The sequence below is a fragment of the Fibrobacterota bacterium genome, assembly GCA_019509785.1.
Lineage (GTDB): Bacteria > Fibrobacterota > Fibrobacteria > UBA11236 > UBA11236 > Chersky-265.
In genome coordinates this window covers 1-20,156 of sequence record JAEKLQ010000052.1, presented here as the reverse complement: position 1 = coordinate 20,156, position 20,156 = coordinate 1, and the positions used below count along the sequence as shown (strand labels likewise).

Below are 20,156 nucleotides of genomic sequence, written 5' to 3'. Positions count from 1 at the left end.
CAAATGGAAAGGGTCAAATGGCGAGTTTGGAGGTAATGGGATTCGCCGAATCCTGAGCCTGCGGCTGGCCGCCGGAAACCGAGGGGTCCGATGCGGATTCCGAAGCCGACGCTTCCAAGGAAGCGGGCGCTTCTGAGGAAGCGGGCGCTTCTGCCATCGGCGCTTGGGCCGGAGTCGCGGCGGCAGCGGCGACGATCTTCGCCGGCAACACCTGGGTCTTATCCAATTCATTACCGGGCGCGAAGCCCTGGGAAGCTTCCAGGCGGAGGTCCACCGCTTCCCTGATGCGGGCCACGGCTTCGTCCATGTTCAAGGGCAGCTTATCGGAGGCGAGGATGCCTTCGGCCTTCAGGCGCAGGAACAGGCGCGGCAAGGCCGGCAAGGTCAAGGCGGCGAGCTTGAGGATCTCTTCGTTGGTCAATACCTTCTGCGGCTCGTCGATCATGAGCAGCCGGCCTTCTCCCAGAACCGCCACGCGATCGGTCAGCTCCAGGATATCCTCCAGGCGATGGGAAGAAACCACCACGCACAGACCCCGACCTTTGAGTTCCTTCAGGGTGGCGATGGCATCCCTCACCCCCACGAAATCCAGATCGGAAAGCGGCTCGTCCAAAAGCAGGATGGACGGATCGGCGATGAGGGCCAGCGCGAGGGCGATGCGGCGGCGTTCGCCGGCGGACATCTCGTCCAAGTACCATTCCTTGGCTTGCTTCATGCGCACCAGCTTGAGGACGAAGTCCACCTTCTCGCGGATGACGCGGCCCTCGTAGCCCATCAAGCGGCAGGCGCGGGCCAGTTCGTCCTCGACCGTGGGGCCCACCAATTGGCTTTCGGGATTCTGTTCCACCAGGTTCACGTATTCGTGCAGGCGCTTGTTGGAGAAATCCTCGATGGGCCGGCCGTTGTACAGGATGCTACCGTCGGTCTTATCCATGTAGCCGGCGAGGATCTTCATGAGCGAGGTTTTCCCCGCGCCGTTCGCCCCCACCAAGCCGATGATTTCGCCTTGGCGCAAATCCATGGTGATTTTGTCTAAGGCGTTGTTCCCCGCGGGGTAGTTGAAAACCACGCCTTCCAGGGCCGCAATCTTCTTCATTTCGCTCATAGCCGGAATTCCCCCGAAATGCCCCATAGGAGCCCTAACCTAGGGGAAAGTTAGGAAAAAATCCATTAATTCGTTAGTTTGGCAAACGGCTTATGCACTCCGAAACCGACCCTGTTCGAGTAAAAATTTGCGGCGTTCGCGAACCCGGCGAGGCTGCCGCCTTGGATGCCCTGGGCGTGGATTGGATCGGATTCAATTTCCACCCCGGCAGCGCCCGCTATGTAACGCCGGAGGCCGCCGCGCCCATGGTCCGGGCTCTGGCGCGTTCCCAGCCGGTGGGCGTTTTCGTGGACGCGCCTGTCGATCATGTGATTTCCGTCGCGAAAGCAACCGGAATTCTTTGGATCCAGCTGCATGGGAGCGAAGATTGGGATTACGTACGGCGGATGCCCCTGCCCGTCATCAAGGCCATTCCGCATACGCGCTTGGCCGATTGGGGTGGGCTTAAAGCTGGCCTGGAAGCGGCGCTCGCAGGCGAGCGGGCGCTCGCAGGCGAGCGGGGCTTAGCGGCGCCCCTGGCTTATTTCCTGGTCGATACCGCGGCGGGCAAATCGTTCGGCGGGACCGGCCAGGCCTTCGATTGGGATCTGCTCAAGGCCCATCCCCTGCCCTTGCCCGTCATCTTGGCCGGCGGGTTAGGGCCGGAAAATCTCGCCGACGCCTTGCAGGCCAAGCCCTTCGCGGTGGACCTGAACAGCAAGGTGGAGTTCGCGCCGGGGAAGAAGGATCTGGCGAAGGTGAAAACTTGCCTGACTGCGATTAACGCCTTCAACGCGATCAACGCGGCAGGCTCTCGTCCACGATCTTGAGCTTGAAGGTGAGGGAGGTGTCCGCGGTCTTGACCTGGATTTCGCGCCCGCCCACCGACTCCCCTTTGGCGAGGGAATCCTTGGATAAAGCGTTTACGGTCAGATACATGGGCAAGGCGTGGCCTCCCGAACGCGGAGCGCCCTGCTCCACGCTTACGCTGGGCGGGGCCGAAACGCGTACGCTATCGAGGTGGCGCCCATAGAGGAAGAACTGCCTGCGTTGCCCCAGGGCCGTACCCTCGGGGACCAGGCGCCACTCCGGCTCGACATGGGAATCGGAAGCGCTCGACCCCGAAGCCGCGCAACCGGAGAGGGCCATGCCCGATGCCAAAGCCAAGGCGCTCAGGGCAATGAGGGCCAAGGCCAGGACCGCGGCCATGCGGAGGACGGGCTGCGAAGGCATGGTCCATTTCCGCATAGCGCGGGGCCGCGAGTCAAGACTGCGATCGGGCCAAGTACGGGACTGGGGACGGAAAATTACGGGCCCAGGATCAGGATCAGCTTTCCGGGACCATGCACGCCCAAGGTCAAGGACAACTCGATGTCGGCGGTGCGGCTGGGCCCGGTGATGAAAACCAGATAGGGCAGAACGGCGCTTTGCCGATAGCGTTCGAAGAATTCGCCCATGCCTTGCATAAGATCGGCCTGGCGGATCAGGGCGATATGGGTTAACGGCAGCAAGGAAGCCGTGCGCGGCCGACCGGGTCCTGACACCATGGCCAAACTGCCGGTCTCCGCCAAGGCCGCTTCGCAGCCCGTAAGTCCGATATCGGCCTGGGCCTGTTGTTCCCGCGGATCGCGGCCGAAGGAGACCGCCTCCCCTTGCAAGGCTTCTCCCGCCCCATAGGGAAGCTGATCGGGATCCCAACTGAGGATGGCTTTGCCGGCGATCAGGTTTTTGACGCGGTCGCGCACGCCCGCATCGTCCTCTTCGACGAAGGCTTCCACCCCGAGCAGCTTGAGCTCTTCCAGAAAGCGCGCGCGGCGGGCCGCGGGAACCGTGGCCGGATAAGCCAGGCGCGCCGGCAGCCCATGCGGCGATTCGGGGAGGTAGGCGCGGATCTGGGCCTGGCGCACGCGCGCCAGGATGGCGAGCCGGGCGTCAGCGGACAGGGGCGGCCTCCTTGCCGGCGGGGGCCGGACGTACGGGACGTTGGCGCCAGAGTTCCTGGAAGGACTTGGGCGCGGGCGCTTTCAGATCGCGCGAGCGGGTCCAACCCGCGGCCAGGCCCGGAAGCTTCCGGATCCAGCCGCTCTTGGCCATCAGGCCTGAGGCCCAGCGGAAGAGCCCGGCGCCGGCGCGGTACAGCCAGGGCCGTGAGGCGGCCACCCCGAATCCCCATAGCCCGATGCGCAAGGCCCAAGGGATGCTCGCCTCGTCGACGGCTTGCTTGCGCAGTTCCAATAGCATGCGGGGGATGTCCAGGCGCACGGGGCAGACGTCGCGGCAGGCGCCGCATAGGGAGCTGGCGTCCGGCAGTTCCTTCCAGGCTTTTATCCCCCGTAACCCCGGAGTTACTATGGATCCGATGGGGCCGGGATAGGTGTCGCCGTAAGCGTGGCCGCCCACGTTCTTATAGACCGGGCAGGCGTTGAGGCAGGCGCCGCAGCGGATGCACCCGAGGATTTCGGCGAGCGGGCCGCCCAGGATGCGGCTGCGGCCGTTGTCGAGGAGGATGACGTGCATTTCCTGGCAACCGTCGGCTTCGCCTTCGCGGCGCGGCCCGGTGACCAGGGAAGTGTAGGTGGTGATCTTCTGCCCGGTGGCCGAACGCGCCAGAATCTTGATCATCAGATCCAGGTCGGAGAGCGAGGGCACCAGCTTCTCGATGCCCATCACGGCCACGTGGACGCGCGGCAGGGTGGTGACCAGGCGCGCGTTGCCTTCGTTGCTGACCAGGACCAGGGCGCCGGAATCGACGACCCCGAAATTGGCCCCCGTGATCCCCAGGTCGGCGGACAGGAAGGCTTCCCGTAGCTTGGCCCGCGCGATCTTGGCCAGCTTCTCCGGGTCGCTGGTATAAGGCACCTTGATCTTCTCGTGCATGACCTTGCCGATGCTTTCCTTGGTCATGTGGATGATGGGCAGGATGATATGGGAAGGCGTGGTCTCGGCCAATTGCACGATGTACTCGCCGAGATCGGTTTCCAGCACCTCCAGCCCCGCCTCCAGCAGGTCGTGGTTGAGATGGGTCTCTTCGGTGGCCATGGACTTGGACTTGACCGCGCGTTTGCAGCCGCGGCTCTTGGCGATATCGACCATGATGCGGTTGGCGGCGGCGCCATCCTCGGCCCAATGCACCTGGACGCCGTTCTTGATCAGGTTCTTCTCGAAGGTCTCCAGGTTGCCGGCCAGATCGCGCAATAGTCCAAGCTTGGCCCGGCGCGCCATGTCGCGCACGGCATCGGAGTCGGGCAAGGAGTCGAGGGAAACCGAGCGTCGGGAGCCCAAGCGCTCCGTGGCCCTACCCAGGGCCGTCTTCAAGTCGGGATCGCGCAGGGCGGTTTCGACGCGGTCGAGGAAATGGCTCATAAGATGCTCATAAAATGCTTATAGAAAGCCCATGGAAAACCCAGGGAAGCTCATCGTCCCGACATCCCCTCGTCCAGTACTTGCGCGAGGTGCTTTACCTTGAGAGTAGAGCCTTTCCGGTGCAGTCCGCCCGCCAGGTGGAGCAGGCATCCCATATCGCAGCTGATCACCGTCTCCGCCCCGGAGGCCTCCAGGTTACGCATCTTGTTCTCCAGCATCGCGCCCGAGATGGCCGAGTTCTTCACCGAGAACATCCCGCCGAAGCCGCAGCATTCTTCCTGATCCTTCACCTCGGCGCAGGCAAGGCCTTTGACCTGGGCCAGCAAGGTCTGCGGCTGGCTTTTGGCCCCCAGCCCGCGCAGGAGATGGCAGGAAGGATGATAGGCGGACTTGGGGGCGGCCACGCCGGGTCCCGAGGCCCGCAGGTGCGCCCCCAGATCGCGGATCCCCAGCACATCGACCAGGAACATGGAGAACTCATGGCAGCGCTCGGACAGGGCATGGGACTTTTCCAGGTAGGCGGGCTCGTCGGCGAAGAGCATGTGGTATTGATGCGTAAGCATATCCCCGCAGGACCCGGACGGGATGATGATGGGCCCCTTGGTGGCGGAGAGGATGTCCACGGTCAGGCGGGCCACCTTACGGGCGTCCGCATGGAAGCCCCCGTTGAAAGCGGGTTGGCCGCAACAGGTCTGGTTCAAAGGCACCTCGACGGCGATATCGAGTCGCTCCAGCACGTTGACCACCGCCAAGCCCACCTCGGGATAGACTTCGTTGATGATGCAGGTATGGAAGAGTTGGACTTTGGAAGGCTTGGGCATGGGATGCGGCCCGCGCTTTCAGGACGAGGGCACGGGGCAAAGGTATCCAATCGCGAACGATGCGAATCCAGCGTTCGTCCAGGGATTTTTGCCTTCCGGAGAGAAGGTAATTCCGGAATTTCTTAGCCGCGCCCTCTCAGCCGCAAGCAAGCCGTACCCCCCTTCGAAAGGAGGGCTCCTAGATGCCGTGCCTTTCGTATCCGAAAACGATGAGCTTTTTCTGCAGCGGGGACTGCGCCGCCGTCTTGGGATTTTCCGAGTTGCGGATGAGGGTTTTCAGGATGTAAGCGCCCGTGCCGGCTTTTTCCTGATTCTGGCAACGGCCGGTCCAAATGATGCGTAGGCGGTAGCGCATGCCGTCCGCGGCGGAGGCCAGCAAGGGAATGTCCGCCGCCTCCACCTTGCCGGCGCCGCCGACCAGGAACTCGCCCAGGTTCGAAAAGATCTTGAACTCATAGTCCACGGGTCCGGGAATGTCCAGGTTGATGATGGGCCCCACGATGGTCGTACCGTTCCCCGCCACGCAACCCCCGCACTTCCCGTTCGCGTTACCGGGTAAGGCCGTGCCGGTCCTACCGACCGGGATGAATATGACGTTCGCAGGGGACGTCGGCACCGGGATAACCGTGGCTCCGGGGTTTTTGCCCCCGTCGGGAAACAGCACGGTCACGTCGCTGGGCGCCTGGTAATCGAAGCGGAGGGTCAGGGTATCGCTCGGGTAGAGTCCCACTTTGGTGGCGTATACCCTCAAGGTAGAGCTCTTCGTCACGTTCAAGGCCGCGCCGTCCGCCCATGCCGCTCCGTCCAGGGAATAGTGGATGGTCGCCCCGGGTGTGGCGTCCGTCAGGCTTACCGCCAAGGGCGAAATCGTATACACGTTAGGCGAAGCGTTCGACGCCCCCGGCGGAGTCGCGACCGGCATGGCGACCTTGGCGGCCTGGGTTTCGGTGAAGACCGCCACCATGACGGCGCTGTTGATTTGGTTGGGCTTGATCGCGATGGCCTTGATGGTCATCGTGGTAGATACGAGAATGGGCGCCGCGTACACCGGGCTGCTGGCGGTGGGAATGGATCCGTCCAGGGTGTAATGGATGACCGAGCCCGCTTCCCCGGGGACGAGGGTCACGGGGATATCCGGATCCAAGCTGGTGAAGGTGGCCCCGGGGGGATTGGCGGTGGGCGGTTGGGTCACCAGCATCTTGCTTCCGGGCAAGGTGTAGGTGGCGAAGTCGCGGGTATCCCGGGGATAAACCCAGCTCAATACGATTTGCCCCCCGGCGGCGGCCTCCAAGGTCCCGTTGGCAGCCGTGGGCTTGGCGCTTAAGCCATTGAACGGATACGGGCTTTGGTACACCGACGCGCCTCCGGAAGCGCCGGCGGCCGCCAAGGTCACCGATTCCGCGTCGCCCCAGCCGGGAGTCGCCAGGGAATCTTTCGTGATAGCCGTAACGATTACGGGACCCACGTCGGAGGGCGAGCGCGTGAGCTTGATGGTATAAGAGGTCGCGGTGAGGGAATACTGCGGGTCCGTTAGCCCCTGGGAATTCAGCATGGTCAGGGCCGGGGGATCGTAGCATTGGGTGGTTTTCGTGGTCTGGGGCTCGGCGGCGCCGTCGGCTTTGACGGTGAACGCGTACTTGCCTACGGTCCCGTCCGATTTCGTCACCGTCACGGAGAAATCGTTCTTCCCCTGGGTCAAGGCGATGATGCTATCCAGGGTGATGACGAGATTCCCGCCGGCGCCGATGGACATCGGTCCCGCCACCGAGGTTTGCCCGAGGGTGGTGTTGGTGATGGCGATGGATTTGGGGATGCTGGTCTCGGTGATTTTCCGGATAATGCTGTCCATCACCACCTGGATGGCGGCCGGCTTGCTGGGATCGACCCGGAAGAAGAGCCCGCCCGATTTATCCGAAAGCTGCTTCAGGCTCACCGTATCCGAGGTGGGTTTCTTGCCCAGGAAAATGCTGTAAACCGGCGTGGTCGAGTCGACGAGATTCAAGCCTGAGTTTCCATCCGACGCGATGCCGTCGGAGATGAAGACGATGGCGTGCCTGGTGTTCTTGACGAGGGTGGTATCGCTAAGCCAGGTCTTCGCGAGCTTTAAGGGCGGCGCGTAGTTCGTGGTCGGGATGCTGTCCAACCGGATCATGCCTGTAGCCTGGGCGACCCGGGCCGGGTCGTTCAATTGTAAAGGTGGCTGCTCGAATGCGGTGGTCTGCGCGAAACCCACCGAGCCCACCGTGGAGGTGGGGGCCTTCTGGGCCAGGTACTTGATGGCATTGCGGATTACCACTCCGCGGGCATTGTAGGGATCGCCCGCGTATTCGCGGCAAGCCGTTGCGCTGGATAGGACGGGAATGGTTTTCACCAGGGTCTGGGGCGGATTACCGGCCACAGGGGTAAAATCGGTATCCTGGACCGCATAGTTAATCGGGGTGCCGGTCCCATTGCAACCGGTCGCGTCCCAGAAGGTGGTGTCCTTCGCGACGGTGTCGATGGTGGCGCGGTTGCTCCACATGCTGCCGCTGTTATCGTAGATGAACACGATGTCCGCCGAGCCGCCCGAGCTGACCTTGAAGGCGTTGGCGCATAGCTTCAGGCCCGCATTGCTGATGCGGGTCACGTTGTTCCCGACCTGGATGGCGGGCCCGCCGGTTTGGGTGAGGGCGACCAAGTCCAGGCACGCGGTATCGGCGCCGGCGCCGGGCGTGGAATTGATCAGCAGGTCGCAACGTTTGACCGCTTGCCCCCGCCCGAAATTGAAACCGATCAATATCGAGGCAGCAAAGAATAAGATGCGAGCTTTCACCGGTCGACCTCCGTGCCCGTTCCGATGCCCGGCTGGGAGCCGAGCTCTGTCAATGTCGGATGGACAGTCCTAATATAGGGCGCACGGGGATTTTTAATCGGCGTATAAAGCGCATCTAAGGCGTTTCTCTCGCGTTAGGGAAGCTTGGGCCCGCGTCCGTTTTCACCGAATCCGATCCGGCAGGCCAAGGCGGGAAGTCAGGTAGTTAAGGAGTGAGAGTTTATTTAGCCCCGGGCCGGCCCGCTGGAGCCGCGTTCGATCAGGAGCCCATCGCACTCCACCACGTTCCCCTCCTGCTGATGGACCCGCTGGCGCGGGCTAAGCACGTAGGCCAGGATCTTGCGCGCGATTTCGGAGAAGGTGAAGCTGTAGCTGCTGAGATCGTTGTCGGTGGCGGCCTTGCTGTCATCGAAACCGATCAAGGACATGTCCCGCGGGATGCGCAAGCCGCGCTTGGAAAAATGATCCCGGGCCAGCAAGGCCATGCGATCGTTGGCCCCCACGCAGGCGGTGAGGCCCGGTTCCTGCAGGGCGGCCGCCAGGATGGGTTCCACGCGGGCGGCCATCTTGAGCTGATGGATGTAGTTCCAGATGGAACCGGACATTTGCTCCAAGGCGTAACCGGCGTAATACCCCGTCCCCGCGGCCAGGGCGGAGGCCATGAAGCCGTCCGCCTGCTTGCGGAACTCTTCCAAATCATCCGGGCCGGGCAAGGCGTGGAAGCGATCGTCCACCTCTTCGATCACGAACTTGCGCACCCCGTCGCCGAAGCCGGCGCCTTGGAAGCTCTGGAACAGGCCGCGGTACCGGTATTGGGACCAGAGTTCCTTATGGCAGTAAGAGAGGAAGGCCACCTTGCGGTGCCCGAGCTTAAGCAGGTATTGCCCCACCTGGCGCCCGCCCGCGATGCCCGCCACCGTGAAGGTGCGGAAGGCCCAGCCCGCCAGATCGGCCTGATGATGGAGGGTGTTGGTCACCGCCATGTCCCAAGTGGTGTCCACCACGGCCACGGGCTTTTCCATCCCGGCCTTGCCGTCCCCGCTGCGCAAGTGGGGGCCTTCCACCGGCAAAGGCTCAGGACGCACCGCCTCGCGCAAGGTCTGCAGGGCCTGCTCCAGCTTCCGTTCCGGCAGCAGGGACGCCCACAGGATGTATCCCACCACGGAATGCTTTTCCCTCAGCAAAGCCAACTGGTTGCCGAACACGGCACGGCGGCGCTCGGGATCAAAAGGAACCACCGTGACGTTGATCATGCTTTTGCCGCCTTCGCGGCGCAGGGTGGAAAGGAATTCGGTGACGGGATAGCCGCCGCAGATGATCTTGGTCGCGGCCTCGGGGGCGCTGATGAATACCAGGGTGCCGTGCGCGCGGCGCAGGTGCGGTACCATATAGGTCTTCTTGTGGGGCACGACCACGCCTTCGAAGGCGATTGCCTCCATGGCTTTGCGCAAGGTCTTGTAGGATACGGCGTACGCCTTTTGCAGATCGCGCAGGGAAGGCATGGCTTCGCCGGGGGCGAACTGGCCGTTGAAAATATCCTTTTCGATCTGGATCTTAAGCCGCTGCCAACGCTGGGATTCCCCCGGGCGCGCGGCTTGGAAACCGTTGCGCCCGTCCGCGGGGGGATGGCCCAGGTAGGCGCCGCGGTTCTTGACGATGGTCACCAGGTTCTCGCCCTTAAGCATCCCCAGCGCTTCGCACATGGCCGCCGCCGAAACCTGGGCCTGACGGGCCAGCATGCGGATGGGAGGCAGGCGATCGCCTAAAGACCAGGCTCCGCCTTTGATCTCTCCGCGGACGTAGGCCAGGGATTTTTGCACGGCCGGATGGGTCTTAGTGAACAGGCGATTACTCCGGGTCTGGAATCACGGAAACACCGTATTATATCAAGTTACATATTTACTCCAAAAGCAAATCCCTCGCATGAGGAGTCGGAAAGAATTCGTTTACCGATGGAAATCGACCGCGATCTCGGCCGTTGAAAAATTACCGGCGGTCGGAAAGGAGGCGGCCGCCTTAAAGGAGGCCGTCTCTCCGGAAGGATTAAACCGTGCCGTCCACCGGCAAGGCTTCGAAGCGCTTGGCGGCACCGCTCCAGGGCCCCGATTCGCCCGGGACGAAGGTCTCCACGGGGAAGGATCGGCGTACCACCGAGCGGATGTCCCCCGCCTCATGCCCCAGGGTCTTGGCTTGGATGAGCAGGTTGCCGATGGCGGTGGCTTCCACCGGGCCGGCCAGCACGGGCAGTCCCACCGCGTCGGCGGTGAGCTGATTGAGGAGCCGGTTGCGGCTGCCTCCGCCTACCACGTGCAGGGTGCGGAAGGAACGGCCGGTGACCGCGGCGCACTCGGCCAGGGTCTTCCCGTACAACAGGGCCAGGCTTTCCAGCACGCAACGGATGAAGGCTCCGGGGGAATCGGGGATGGGCTGGCCGGTTTCGCGGCAATAGTCCGTGATCTTCCCCGGCATGCGGCCCGGTTTCCCGAAACGCGCGTCTTCCGGCCGGATCAGGCTGCGCAAAGGCGCGGCGGCCTCGGCCATGGCGGTGAGGTCGTCGTAGCCGTATGCGTTGCCCATCGCTTCCCAGGCGCGCTTGCACTCTTGCACGATCCATAGCCCCACGATGTTCTTGCGGAACATGATGGTATCGGCATAGCCGGCTTCGTTGGTGAAATTGTAACGCCGGCTGTCGGCGTTGATGATGGGGGCCGGAAGCTCGGTGCCCAAGAGCGACCAGGTGCCCGAGCTCAGGAAGGCCCAATCCTCGCCTTGGCCGGGAATGGCGGCTACGGCGGCGGCGGTGTCGTGGGAGCAGCCGGCGATCACCTCGACCTGCTTGAGATTGGTTTCCAGGGCGACCTCGCGGGAGAGCGGGCCCAGGCGCGTGCCCGGACGCACCAACTCGGGGAACAATTTCCGCGGCAGCTTGAGCGCGGCGATCAGATCCCAGGCCCAGTCATGCTTCACGGGATTATAAAGCTGAGAGGTGCTGGCCAGCGTGGCTTCCCCGACCAACCGGTCCGAGCAGAGATAGTTGAAGAAGTCGCCGATCATGAGGAAACGTTCGGACCACTCCAGCACTTCCGGGCGCGTGCGCGCGTCGGTCCAGAGCTGGTACAGGGTGTTGATCTGCATGAACTGGATGCCGGTCTCGGCGAAAATGCGATCCGCGGATACCTGCGTGAAAACCTTTTCGGGAGCCCCGTCCAAGCGTTCGTCGCGGTAATGGAAGGCTTGGCCCACCATGGGCTCGTTCTTGGAGGTCAAGACGTAATCGACCCCCCAGGCATCGGTACTGATCCCGCTGATGGCGATACCCCGATCGGCGGCCTTCTTGAGGCCGGCCTTGGCCCCGTGGAACAAGGCGAGCAGATCCCAGCGTAAGGTCCCCCGGATGAAAACGGGCGTATTCGGGAAGCGGTGGATTTCCTCCACGTTCAGCTTACCCTCCGCGAGGGAACCCAGCATGACGCGGCCGCTTTCGGCCCCCAGATCGATGGCGAGGTAATGCTTTTCCATGGCCGCTTACCTGGGGAAGGACTGCACGTTGCCGGCGTCCACGTTGAGGATGTTGCCGGTGGACTTGGCGCTGGCATCGCTGGCGAAGAAATACACCGCTTCCGCCACGTCCTCGGGGAAGACGTTACGTTTCAGCATGCTGCGCTGGCGGTAATGTTCCTCGATCTGATCTTCGTTGATCTTGTTGGCGGCCGCGCGCTCCTTGCGCCACGAGCTATGCCAAAGCTTGGACCCGCGGATGATGGCGTCCGGGTTGACCACGTTGACGCGGATGCCCTTGGGAGCGCCTTCTAAAGCCAGGCACCGTGCTAAATGGATCTCCGCGGCCTTGGCCGTGCAATAGGCGGATGCGCCTTGGGACGCGGCCAATCCGTTCTTGCTGGAGATGAAGATGAGCGAGGCTTCCATCCCCTGCCCCAGCATCACCTTGTAGGCCTCGCGCGAGACGAGGAAGTAGCCGGTGGCGAGGATGGAAAGGTTCTTGTTCCAGAGTTCCAGGGAGGTTTCTTCGTAAGCCGCGGCCGAAGCGATGCCGGCGTTATTGACCAGGATGTCCACGCCGCCGAATTCGCGCGCGCAAACCGCCAGGGACTCGATCACCGAACCCTCGTCCGTCACGTTGCAGACGGCCACGCGCACCGCGTCCCTGCCGTACTTGGCAGCCAGATCGGTTTGGGCCTGTTGCAAGCCTTCGGCGTCGATATCGGTGAGGCAGACCACCGCGCCTTCGTCCAGCAAGCGCTTGGCCGAGGCCATGCCGATGCCGCCCGCCCCGCCGGTGATGAGGGCGATGCGGGCCGCCAGGGATTTCGGCTTCGGCATGCGGCGTAGCTTGGCTTCTTCCAGGGCCCAGTACTCGATGTCGAAGGCTTCCTGCTCCGGCAGCGCCACGTATTCGTCGATGGCGCCGGCCCCGCGGATCACGTTGATGGCGTTGACGTAGAATTCTCCCGCGATGCGGGCGGTGGCCTTGTCGGAAGCGAAGGAGAACATCCCCACGCCCGGCACCAGGATGATGACCGGATAGGGATCGCGCATGGCGGGGGAAGCGGGCCGCTTGCAGCGGTCGTAATAGGCTTCGTACTCCTTGCGATAGCCTTCCAGGCGGTTATCCAAATCGGCGATTAGGATATCGACGGGCGCTTGCGCCGGATCCACGTCGATGAAGAGCGGGAAGATTTTGGTGCGCAGGAAATGGTCCGGGCAGGACGTGCCCAGGGCCGCCAGGGCCTTGCCTTGCTTGGAGCAGACGAAGTCGAGCACTTCGGGGGAGTCGTTGAAATGGCCGACCTTGCGGGACAGCTTCGAGAGCTTGCCGCGCAGGGCGGGCATGATGCGCGACGCGAAAGCGGCGCGGGCGGCCGGGGCCAGGGCCGCCACCTTGGGCCCGCCGTAAGGGGCCGCCGTCGATTTGGCGTCGATGTAGTCCTGCGCCTTCTGGATCACGCGCAAGGTATTCTGATAGCATTCCTTGGAAGTCTTCCCCCAGGTGAAAAACCCGTGGCCGCCCAGCATGATGCCCTTGAGGTTCGGCTTGGCCTTGCACATGGCTTCCAGCTTGAGCCCCAGATCGTAACCGGGACGTTGCCACGGGATCCAGCCCAGTTCGCCCTCGAAGATCTTCTGCGTGAGGGCCTCGCCGTTCTTGCTGGCGGCGATGGCGATCACCGAGTCCGGATGCACGTGGTCGACGTGCTTCTGGGGAACGTAGGCGTGCAGGGGCGTATCGATGGAGGCCGCGCGCGTGTTGAGGTTGAAGGTGCAATGCGGCAGGTAGCCGACCATTTCGTCCTCATGGGCGAGGCCGCGGTACAGGGCTTTCAACGCGTTCAGCTTATCCATGTACAAGGTGGAGAAGCCGTCCAGCTTCATGCTGCCGATGTCGCCGCCGGAACCCTTCACCCATAGGACTTCGGTTTCCTTGGCCGTGAGGGGATCCTTCATGGCCACCTTGGCCGAAGTGTTGCCGCCCCCGTAATTGGTCACCCGCAAGTCGGAGCCGAGCAGATTGCTGCGGTAGAGCAGGAGTTGCTCTTCGGTGAAACCTTGGGCGGCCTTATCGTCCCAGCGATGGGGAATGACGGTGGACCGGCCGGCGGAGGCGGTGGCGGACTTGACGGCGGTATTCATCTGGCTCCTTCGGCCGGGCGTGGCGGCCGCAGGTGAAGGTAATCCGATTTTCCGCGGAGGCCCAGCCTGCACCGTGGACCGATTGGAGCGCACAATGACTTCCCGTATTTCCGGCGATTCCAGAGTCTCAAGGCTCCCCAGCGCATTATCCGATTCCATTCCGCCGCGGGATTAAGCATTTTACCTACCGATGGAATTCGGAAAGTCCGCCGATTCGCCCGGGATGGATCTCCGCCTGCCTGCGGATGCCCCCGGGAACGCGCGCATCCTGCCCGGTAACCCGTTCGGCTCGCCTCGCATCTACGCGGGATGCCCGGTCTGGCAGGACGATGCCCTGGCCAGAAAGGTTTGCCCGCCGGGCACCCCCAAGGCAAAACGGCTGGCGGCATACGCGCGGGCGTTCGATACCACGGAACTGAATTCGACGGGTTACGGTTTCGATCCCGGGCGGGCGCGGGCCTGGGCCGCCGCGGTTCCTGCCGGCTTCCGCTTCTGCCCCAAGTTCACGAGGGACGTCACCCTCGCCCCCAACCTCGATGCCGTCCACGCGATCTTCACGCGGCAATGCGGCGACTTCGCCGCCTTCGACGATCGCCTGGGCGCCGTACTGTTGCAATTCCCGGAAGCCTTAGGCCCCAGCCGTTTTCCCGAACTCGCGAACCTGCTGGCGATCGCGCGCCCATCCTTCCCCCTGGCGGTGGAAGTGCGCCATCCGGCTTGGTTCCGGAACCCGGCCTGGACCGATCGGCTGGCCGGCTTGTTAGAAGAAAATAAAGCCGCGATGGTGATCACGGATGCGCCGGGCCGCCGCGACGTGATCCACATGCGGCTGACGGCGCCCTGGGCCTTCATCCGCGTCAATGGCCACGATGGCGGCGAATCGGATCATCGCCGCTTGGACGACTGGGCGGAGCGGATCGCCGCCTGGATGGGGAAAGGCCTACGCGAAGCCTACTTCTTTCCCCATTTCGATCCCGTGGACGGAACGGCCGACCTGGCGGTCCATTTCCTGCGCAGTCTCAAAGCCCGCACGGGCCTGGACATCCGCATTCCCCGCCTCTTTACCGACGAAGAAGAACCCCGGCTGGCCTTATAGGGTCGCGGCCGTCCCTATCCGCACATCTGGATCGTGGAGGGGCACTTGGTGAGATCCACATGAACCCGCTTCACCGTCTCGCTACCGGTCGCCGCCTTTTCGCGCACCTCCAGGATTCCCTGGGCGGATTTTCCATCCGCGGATTCGATTTGGAGGCGGTATAGCGCCGCCGATTGGCAAGCGCCTGACTGGCAAACCATCTCGCTATCCAGAAAACTTTTGCCGGAACCGAGGGAATCGACCTGTTGCCGATCCAGAAAGAGCCGGGCTTGGATGGTTCCGGTGTCGGCGCAGCCGCCGGTGCCTGTTTCGCGGATCACTACTTCGAGCGCGGGCCCGTCCGCGGGGCCGCAGGTGTTCCGCGCCACGCCCATCCATTGCTCCGGCTCCTTACCGCTTTCGACGCAGGCCCCCAACCCTGCCGCGATCAGAATTCCGCCCAGGGCCGCCGCCGTCATCCGTATCCGTTTCGCGTCCATCTTCCCTCCTCGCTCGCCCGATTCCGGGGCATGATTCGCGGGAGACCGGAAGCCTCCCGATTCCTTCCGTTAAAACCTAACGATAGGGCCGGGGAAGGAAAAGAGGATGAGGCTGCATTCTGCTCTCAGAAAGGGAGCGTCCGCGCCACGCAAAGGGGTCGTCGAATCGCCTCCAGGTCGCGTCATCCTGCTGCATAAGACGGTCCGAGTATGGGAAGATACTGGCTGAACTCCCCCGGATGCTTCCGGAGAAAGTTGGTTCATGAAAATGACATCCTACTATTCCCAAATCGCGACCTTTATCGGGTGGATTGTTTTCGCATTCATGTGCGTGCTTGCGTACCGATTTTCCCAGCAGGCGCCGGCATGGTACAAAGTGATCGCCTGGGGGGGATTTGCGTTCATCTCGGTTGGGATCCTGTGCTTTTGGTGGAAGACGGCTTACGCGGGATCCGGAGTGGCCCATGTCGGTTCCGATTCGCGGAGTGCCGCATTCGCATGGGGCCAAATCTGGACCACGCTCATCAAGGTGGGGGCGCAGACGCTGATACTGGCCCTTGCCGTCCTCATCTTATACGCCCTCCCCAAGCAATTGGGCGAGAAAGCCTTGCCCCATCTATTGGGGATCGACTTCAAACCCCAATGGTTTCCGAACGCCCAGGTGGTTCTGCCTTGCGCGGTCTTCTATGGCTCAATCCTGGCCGCGGCGTTATGCGTTTGGCTCATCATCCTGGCCGTCCAGGCTTATGGGTTCATCTCACCGATGCTGTTCGGGTCTTTGGCCGGATTGGTGATTATCGTGGGATCCTGGGCTTGGTATGAAGTCCTGTTTCGCGAGAAGCGCTCGGAGTTGCAGCAGAAGACGATTCAGATCGAAGCCATGCGGAAAAACGAAAGCCGGGACGCGCAGCTGAAGAACACCGCTTCCTTGGACAAGGATACCTTGTTGAGCCGCTATCGCAGATTGGTGGAATACCGCCTGGGGACCCGCGAGTGGAACGCCATGGTCTTCCACCGCATGGCCGATGAGCCCTTCGGGCTGGCGTTCCGGTTTCCCGGCTACTTGATCGGAGTGGAACAGACCAACCGGTATCTGATCGACGTGCCTCCGGGCGACAACGTGGCGGCGGCGGGAAAGGGCGTCAAGGGAATCGCGGCCTTGCTGAATGATCGACGGCGTACCTTCGTTTCCCATATCGTCGAATTCGAAGACCGCGATCCGGGCACCCGGGATGCCAAGTCCGCCCCGAATGCCGAAATGGTGCGAACCAATATGCTCTACAACATCTATGAAAGCGCACGATATGATCATGCATTCACACGCAGTTTCACCGAACTAAATGCCCTGCGGGAGCGGTTGGAATCGAAGATGGCGGAAGCGGAGGCTCCGCCTCCGGAACCAGGTACGTCGGCGGATCCGGAGAAAGCCAAGCCGTATACCCATATCCTGGTCTATTGCATGGGATGGAATACGGATCAGCAGGAATCGATCCGCAACTATAACAGCCTGATGGGGTATCTGGCCGAAGCGGCGGACAAGCTAGGCGGCGGAAAGCCGTTCCGTCCCCTCGTCATCGGGATAAGCTGGCCTTCGGAATGGAGCTACCTGAAACCGCTGAGCTACGTTTCCAAGGCCGGGGATGCAGACGAAACCGGATTGGTCTGGGGGTCCTATCTGCTGAAGCGGGTGCTGGAGCCGCTGAAGGTCCGGCATAAGGTCCCCCTGATCCTGATCGGCCATAGCTTCGGGTCCCGCGTTCTGACCCGCGCCGTCGCGAGCGACCCCGATTGGATCAAGGGCGTTCCGGAGCCTCACGACCCAATCGTTCACGCTTCGCTGGCGGACACGACGGCCAAGAAAATCGACCTGTTCGTCGGGTTGCAGGGGGCCGTCAGCGCCAACCGATTCGTGGCTACGGGCGCGCTCACCAGCGGATGGCAGGAAGGTTCGCCCTATTCCGAATTGGTTAAGCGGCCCACGCGATTCATTTTCACATGGGCCGAGAACGACAAGGCCAATCCGGTCGCGGCCTACGTCACCGGCGCCCACCATATGGGGGGGAAAATCGGGAACGAATTCTGCTTGCAGCACCAGGAGTCCTTCTGGCCCGTCATCTACAAGGACGGCGCCGACGGCATGAATTCCTGGGATTGGCCTTACCGGGAGAAGGGACGGCAATATGATCCGAAGCGGGGATGGAACCCTGAGGCGAAGGACGTCAAGGGGAGGATATTCACCATCGACGTTTCCAGCATCGTGAAAGAGCGGCCCTACGGGAAAGGCGGCGGAGCGCACAGCGATATCTACACGCCGGAGATGGGGCGGTTTTTGTGGGAGTCCATCCGGGCATTCGCGCCGATATAGGATCTTCGCCACCCTCGCCTCCCGTGCGTGCGCAGGGGCAAAGCGGAAAGGCGGGCTCCGGAAACGGCGGAAGCCGGTTCAGAACTCCGACTTGCGCGCTTTAACGGGCACGCCCTTGATGCGCACCTTCTTGAGCTTCTCCAGGATCATTTCCAATTGGTCTTCCGGCACTTCCACCAGGGTATGCTTGGACTGCACGTTGATGTTGCCGAAGGCGGTTCCCGGCAAACCGGTCTCCCCCGCCATGGCGCCGAGGATATCCTTGGGGCGCACGTCTTGCAAGCGGCCCACGTTCAGGAAAACCTGGGCCGGAATGCCGCCGGAGAACAAGCGCGAATCCGGGCCCGTATGGGCGTCGCGAGCCTTGAAGGGCTTGCCGCCCTTGCCGAAACGGTCGCCGCGGTCGTCACGGTCGCTTCCGCCGCTCCTGCCGTTGCCTTCCCACTTGCCCGGGAAACCGCCCCCCTGAAAGGCGTCCTCGCCCTTGGTCGCGCGCGCGGGCGCATCGGGCAAAGCCATCTTCAGTAACGCGCAAGCTACGTCCGAGGCCGAGATCTCGCCTTCGGAAAGCGTATCCAGCAGGGCCGCATAGCGCTCCAGCCCGCCGGCAGCCACGGTCTCGCGCACCTTGTCGAGCAGCACGGAATGCTGGGCCGATTCCACCTGGTCCAGGGTCGGAACCGCGCGGCGGGTGATCTTGGATTTGGAAAAGCGTTCGATGTTGCGCAGCCGGAACAGGTCCTTGCCCGACGCGAAGCTCAGGGCCAATCCGCTCTTGCCCGCGCGGCCCGTGCGGCCGATGCGGTGGACGTAATCCTCTTCGTCCTTGGGGAGATCGTAGTTGACCACCATCTCGATGTCCTTCACGTCGATGCCGCGGGCCGCCACGTCGGTGGCGACCAGGATTTCCACGGCCCGGCTGCGGAAGCGCGCCATGATGCGGTCGCGCATGGCCTGCTTATGCTCGCCGTGCAGGCCTTCGGCGGAATAGCCGCGCGCCTGCAGATGCTGAACCAGTTCGTCCACGCCTATGCGGGTATTGCAGAACACGATGCCGAGCTTCACGCGATGGAAGTCGAGCACGCGCGCCAGCGCTTCCAGCTTGAGCGGCCCGCGCACTTCCATATAGGCCTGCTCGATGGCGGGCATGGCCAGATTCTCGGGAGTGGACTTGATGGCCAGGGGATTTTTCAGATAGCGCTGGGCCAAGCGGCGGATGCCCGGCTGCATGGTGGCGGAGAAGAGCAGGGTCTGGCGATCCTCGGGAACCCGTTCCAGGATCTTGTCCATGTCTTCCTGGAAGCCCATATCCAGCATTTCGTCGGCTTCATCCAGCACCACCAGCTTTACCTGATCGAGCTTTAGCGAACCGCGTTCGAGATGATCGATGAGCCGCCCGGGCGTGCCGATGACGATTTGCGCACCGCGCTTCAATCCGAACAATTGCCTATCGTAGGCCTGGCCGCCGTAAATGGGCAAAGCCCGCAGGCCCTTGGTATGCTTCCCCAGCTTGCCCACCTGCTCGGCCACCTGGATGCACAATTCCCGCGTGGGGCAAAGGATAAGGGCTTGCGGGGCGGAATTGGCGCCGTCGATTTTCTCTACGGCCGGAACCGCGAAGGCGATGGTCTTGCCGGTGCCGGTGCCGGATTGGCCGATCACGTCGCGGCCTTCCATGATGGGCGGAATGGCTTCGCCCTGGATGGCGGTGGCGGTTTCGAATCCCATTTCCTCGATGCTTTTCAGCACTTCGCGGGACAAGGGTAACTCGGTGAAAAGGACTTTCGACATAAGACTCCCGGCTATGGCTGCAAGCCTTCCGGGCGAAGCAGGGCGTGCATGATAAAAAAAAGCCGGCCGTAGGTAAATCGAAACGCCCTTATCGCCCGTATCCTGCGCGTTCGACCCGGACCTATCCCCCAAAGACCCTGAATTCCGGCCCCACTCCCCATAACTCCGCTAAGCCGTCGCGACCGGGGCGCGATACTCCCCTCGGCCCAGGATCCCGGACCCGCGATAGCGGCCTTACTCCCTAAAGTTTATTTTCCGCCTGGTTGCTCTCCGGACGAAAGGGAACGCTATGGCCACCTTGAAGGTTTTCGAAAACATCTCCTTGGACGGATTCTTCACCGACGTGCACGGGAAGATGGAATTCGCGCGCAAGGATCCCAACGACAAGGAATGGACCGACTTCGTTTCCGGCAATGCCAGCGGGGGCGGGATGCTGGTATTCGGCCGGATCACCTATCAGGAGATGGCCGCCTTCTGGCCCACGCCCATGGCGGCCAAGATGATGCCCGTGGTCGCCGAGCGCATGAACTCGCGGTCCAAGATCGTCTTCTCGCGCACTCTGCCCAAGGTCGATTGGGCCAATACCCGTTTGATCAAGGAGGATCTCCTAGGCGCGATCCGGAAGCTGAAGGCAGGGCCCACCGACATGGTCATCCTGGGTAGCGGCAGCCTGGTGGCGCAATTGGCTCCGCATCG

The 20,156-nt window shown here is 62.8% G+C and carries 15 protein-coding genes; 4 read left to right on the top strand and 11 right to left on the bottom strand.

Going from position 1 to position 20,156, the window contains the following annotated elements:
• Positions 1 to 13 precede the first annotated feature (13 nt).
• Positions 14 to 1,105: an ABC transporter ATP-binding protein gene (locus tag JF616_15610; protein ID MBW8889181.1), complete on the bottom strand. Its 1,092-nt coding sequence runs from the start codon at positions 1,103 to 1,105 to the stop codon at positions 14 to 16.
• A gap of 92 nt (positions 1,106 to 1,197) precedes the next feature.
• On the opposite strand from JF616_15610, the gene JF616_15605 reads away from it, so the two are divergent.
• Positions 1,198 to 1,914, top strand: a complete 717-nt coding sequence (locus JF616_15605; protein MBW8889180.1) for a phosphoribosylanthranilate isomerase — start codon at positions 1,198 to 1,200, stop codon at positions 1,912 to 1,914.
• Here the strand turns inward: JF616_15605 and JF616_15600 are convergent.
• From JF616_15600 to JF616_15565, 8 genes are all read right to left on the bottom strand, one after another.
• A complete protein-coding gene (locus JF616_15600) occupies positions 1,883 to 2,317 on the bottom strand; it encodes a hypothetical protein (GenBank protein MBW8889179.1) in 435 nt (144 codons plus the stop codon). The genes JF616_15605 and JF616_15600 overlap by 32 nt on opposite strands.
• A 74-nt stretch (positions 2,318 to 2,391) precedes the next feature.
• A complete protein-coding gene (locus JF616_15595) occupies positions 2,392 to 2,991 on the bottom strand; it encodes a lactate utilization protein (protein ID MBW8889178.1) in 600 nt (199 codons plus the stop codon).
• A gap of 25 nt (positions 2,992 to 3,016) precedes the next feature.
• Positions 3,017 to 4,447 carry an iron-sulfur cluster-binding protein gene (locus JF616_15590; GenBank protein ID MBW8889177.1) on the bottom strand — a complete coding sequence of 477 codons (1,431 nt, stop codon included), beginning with the start codon at positions 4,445 to 4,447 and terminating at the stop codon, positions 3,017 to 3,019.
• Positions 4,448 to 4,497: 50 nt separating this feature from the next.
• The gene (locus JF616_15585; GenBank protein ID MBW8889176.1) at positions 4,498 to 5,268 is read right to left on the bottom strand and encodes a (Fe-S)-binding protein; all 771 of its coding nucleotides are present in this window, start codon (positions 5,266 to 5,268) and stop codon (positions 4,498 to 4,500) included.
• Positions 5,269 to 5,446: 178 nt separating this feature from the next.
• A complete protein-coding gene (locus tag JF616_15580) occupies positions 5,447 to 6,820 on the bottom strand; it encodes a chitobiase/beta-hexosaminidase C-terminal domain-containing protein (protein MBW8889175.1) in 1,374 nt (457 codons plus the stop codon).
• 1,484 nt (positions 6,821 to 8,304) lie between these two features.
• Positions 8,305 to 9,900, bottom strand: coding sequence for a GntR family transcriptional regulator (locus JF616_15575; GenBank protein MBW8889174.1), 1,596 nt, complete (start codon positions 9,898 to 9,900; stop codon positions 8,305 to 8,307).
• A gap of 223 nt (positions 9,901 to 10,123) precedes the next feature.
• Positions 10,124 to 11,599 (bottom strand): rhamnulokinase, encoded by a 1,476-nt coding sequence (locus tag JF616_15570; protein ID MBW8889173.1) that lies wholly within the window; start codon positions 11,597 to 11,599, stop codon positions 10,124 to 10,126.
• Between the two features lie 6 nt (positions 11,600 to 11,605).
• Entirely contained in the window at positions 11,606 to 13,729 is a 2,124-nt protein-coding gene (locus JF616_15565; GenBank protein ID MBW8889172.1) for a bifunctional rhamnulose-1-phosphate aldolase/short-chain dehydrogenase, read from the bottom strand.
• A gap of 190 nt (positions 13,730 to 13,919) precedes the next feature.
• On the opposite strand from JF616_15565, the gene JF616_15560 reads away from it, so the two are divergent.
• Positions 13,920 to 14,825, top strand: a complete 906-nt coding sequence (locus JF616_15560; GenBank protein MBW8889171.1) for a DUF72 domain-containing protein — start codon at positions 13,920 to 13,922, stop codon at positions 14,823 to 14,825.
• A 14-nt stretch (positions 14,826 to 14,839) separates the two neighbouring features.
• Here the strand turns inward: JF616_15560 and JF616_15555 are convergent, their stop codons facing one another.
• Complete coding sequence (locus JF616_15555; GenBank protein ID MBW8889170.1) at positions 14,840 to 15,304, bottom strand: hypothetical protein; 465 nt, start codon at positions 15,302 to 15,304, stop codon at positions 14,840 to 14,842.
• Positions 15,305 to 15,566: 262 nt separating this feature from the next.
• On the opposite strand from JF616_15555, the gene JF616_15550 reads away from it, so the two are divergent.
• Positions 15,567 to 17,669 (top strand): hypothetical protein, encoded by a 2,103-nt coding sequence (locus tag JF616_15550; protein MBW8889169.1) that lies wholly within the window; start codon positions 15,567 to 15,569, stop codon positions 17,667 to 17,669.
• Positions 17,670 to 17,747: 78 nt separating this feature from the next.
• On the opposite strand, the gene JF616_15545 is transcribed toward JF616_15550, so the two are convergent.
• A complete protein-coding gene (locus JF616_15545; GenBank protein MBW8889168.1) occupies positions 17,748 to 19,460 on the bottom strand; it encodes a DEAD/DEAH box helicase in 1,713 nt (570 codons plus the stop codon).
• Between the two features lie 289 nt (positions 19,461 to 19,749).
• Between JF616_15545 and JF616_15540 the strand changes: the two genes are divergently transcribed.
• The coding region (locus JF616_15540) for a dihydrofolate reductase family protein (protein MBW8889167.1) at positions 19,750 to 20,156 on the top strand (407 nt) is incomplete at its 3' end.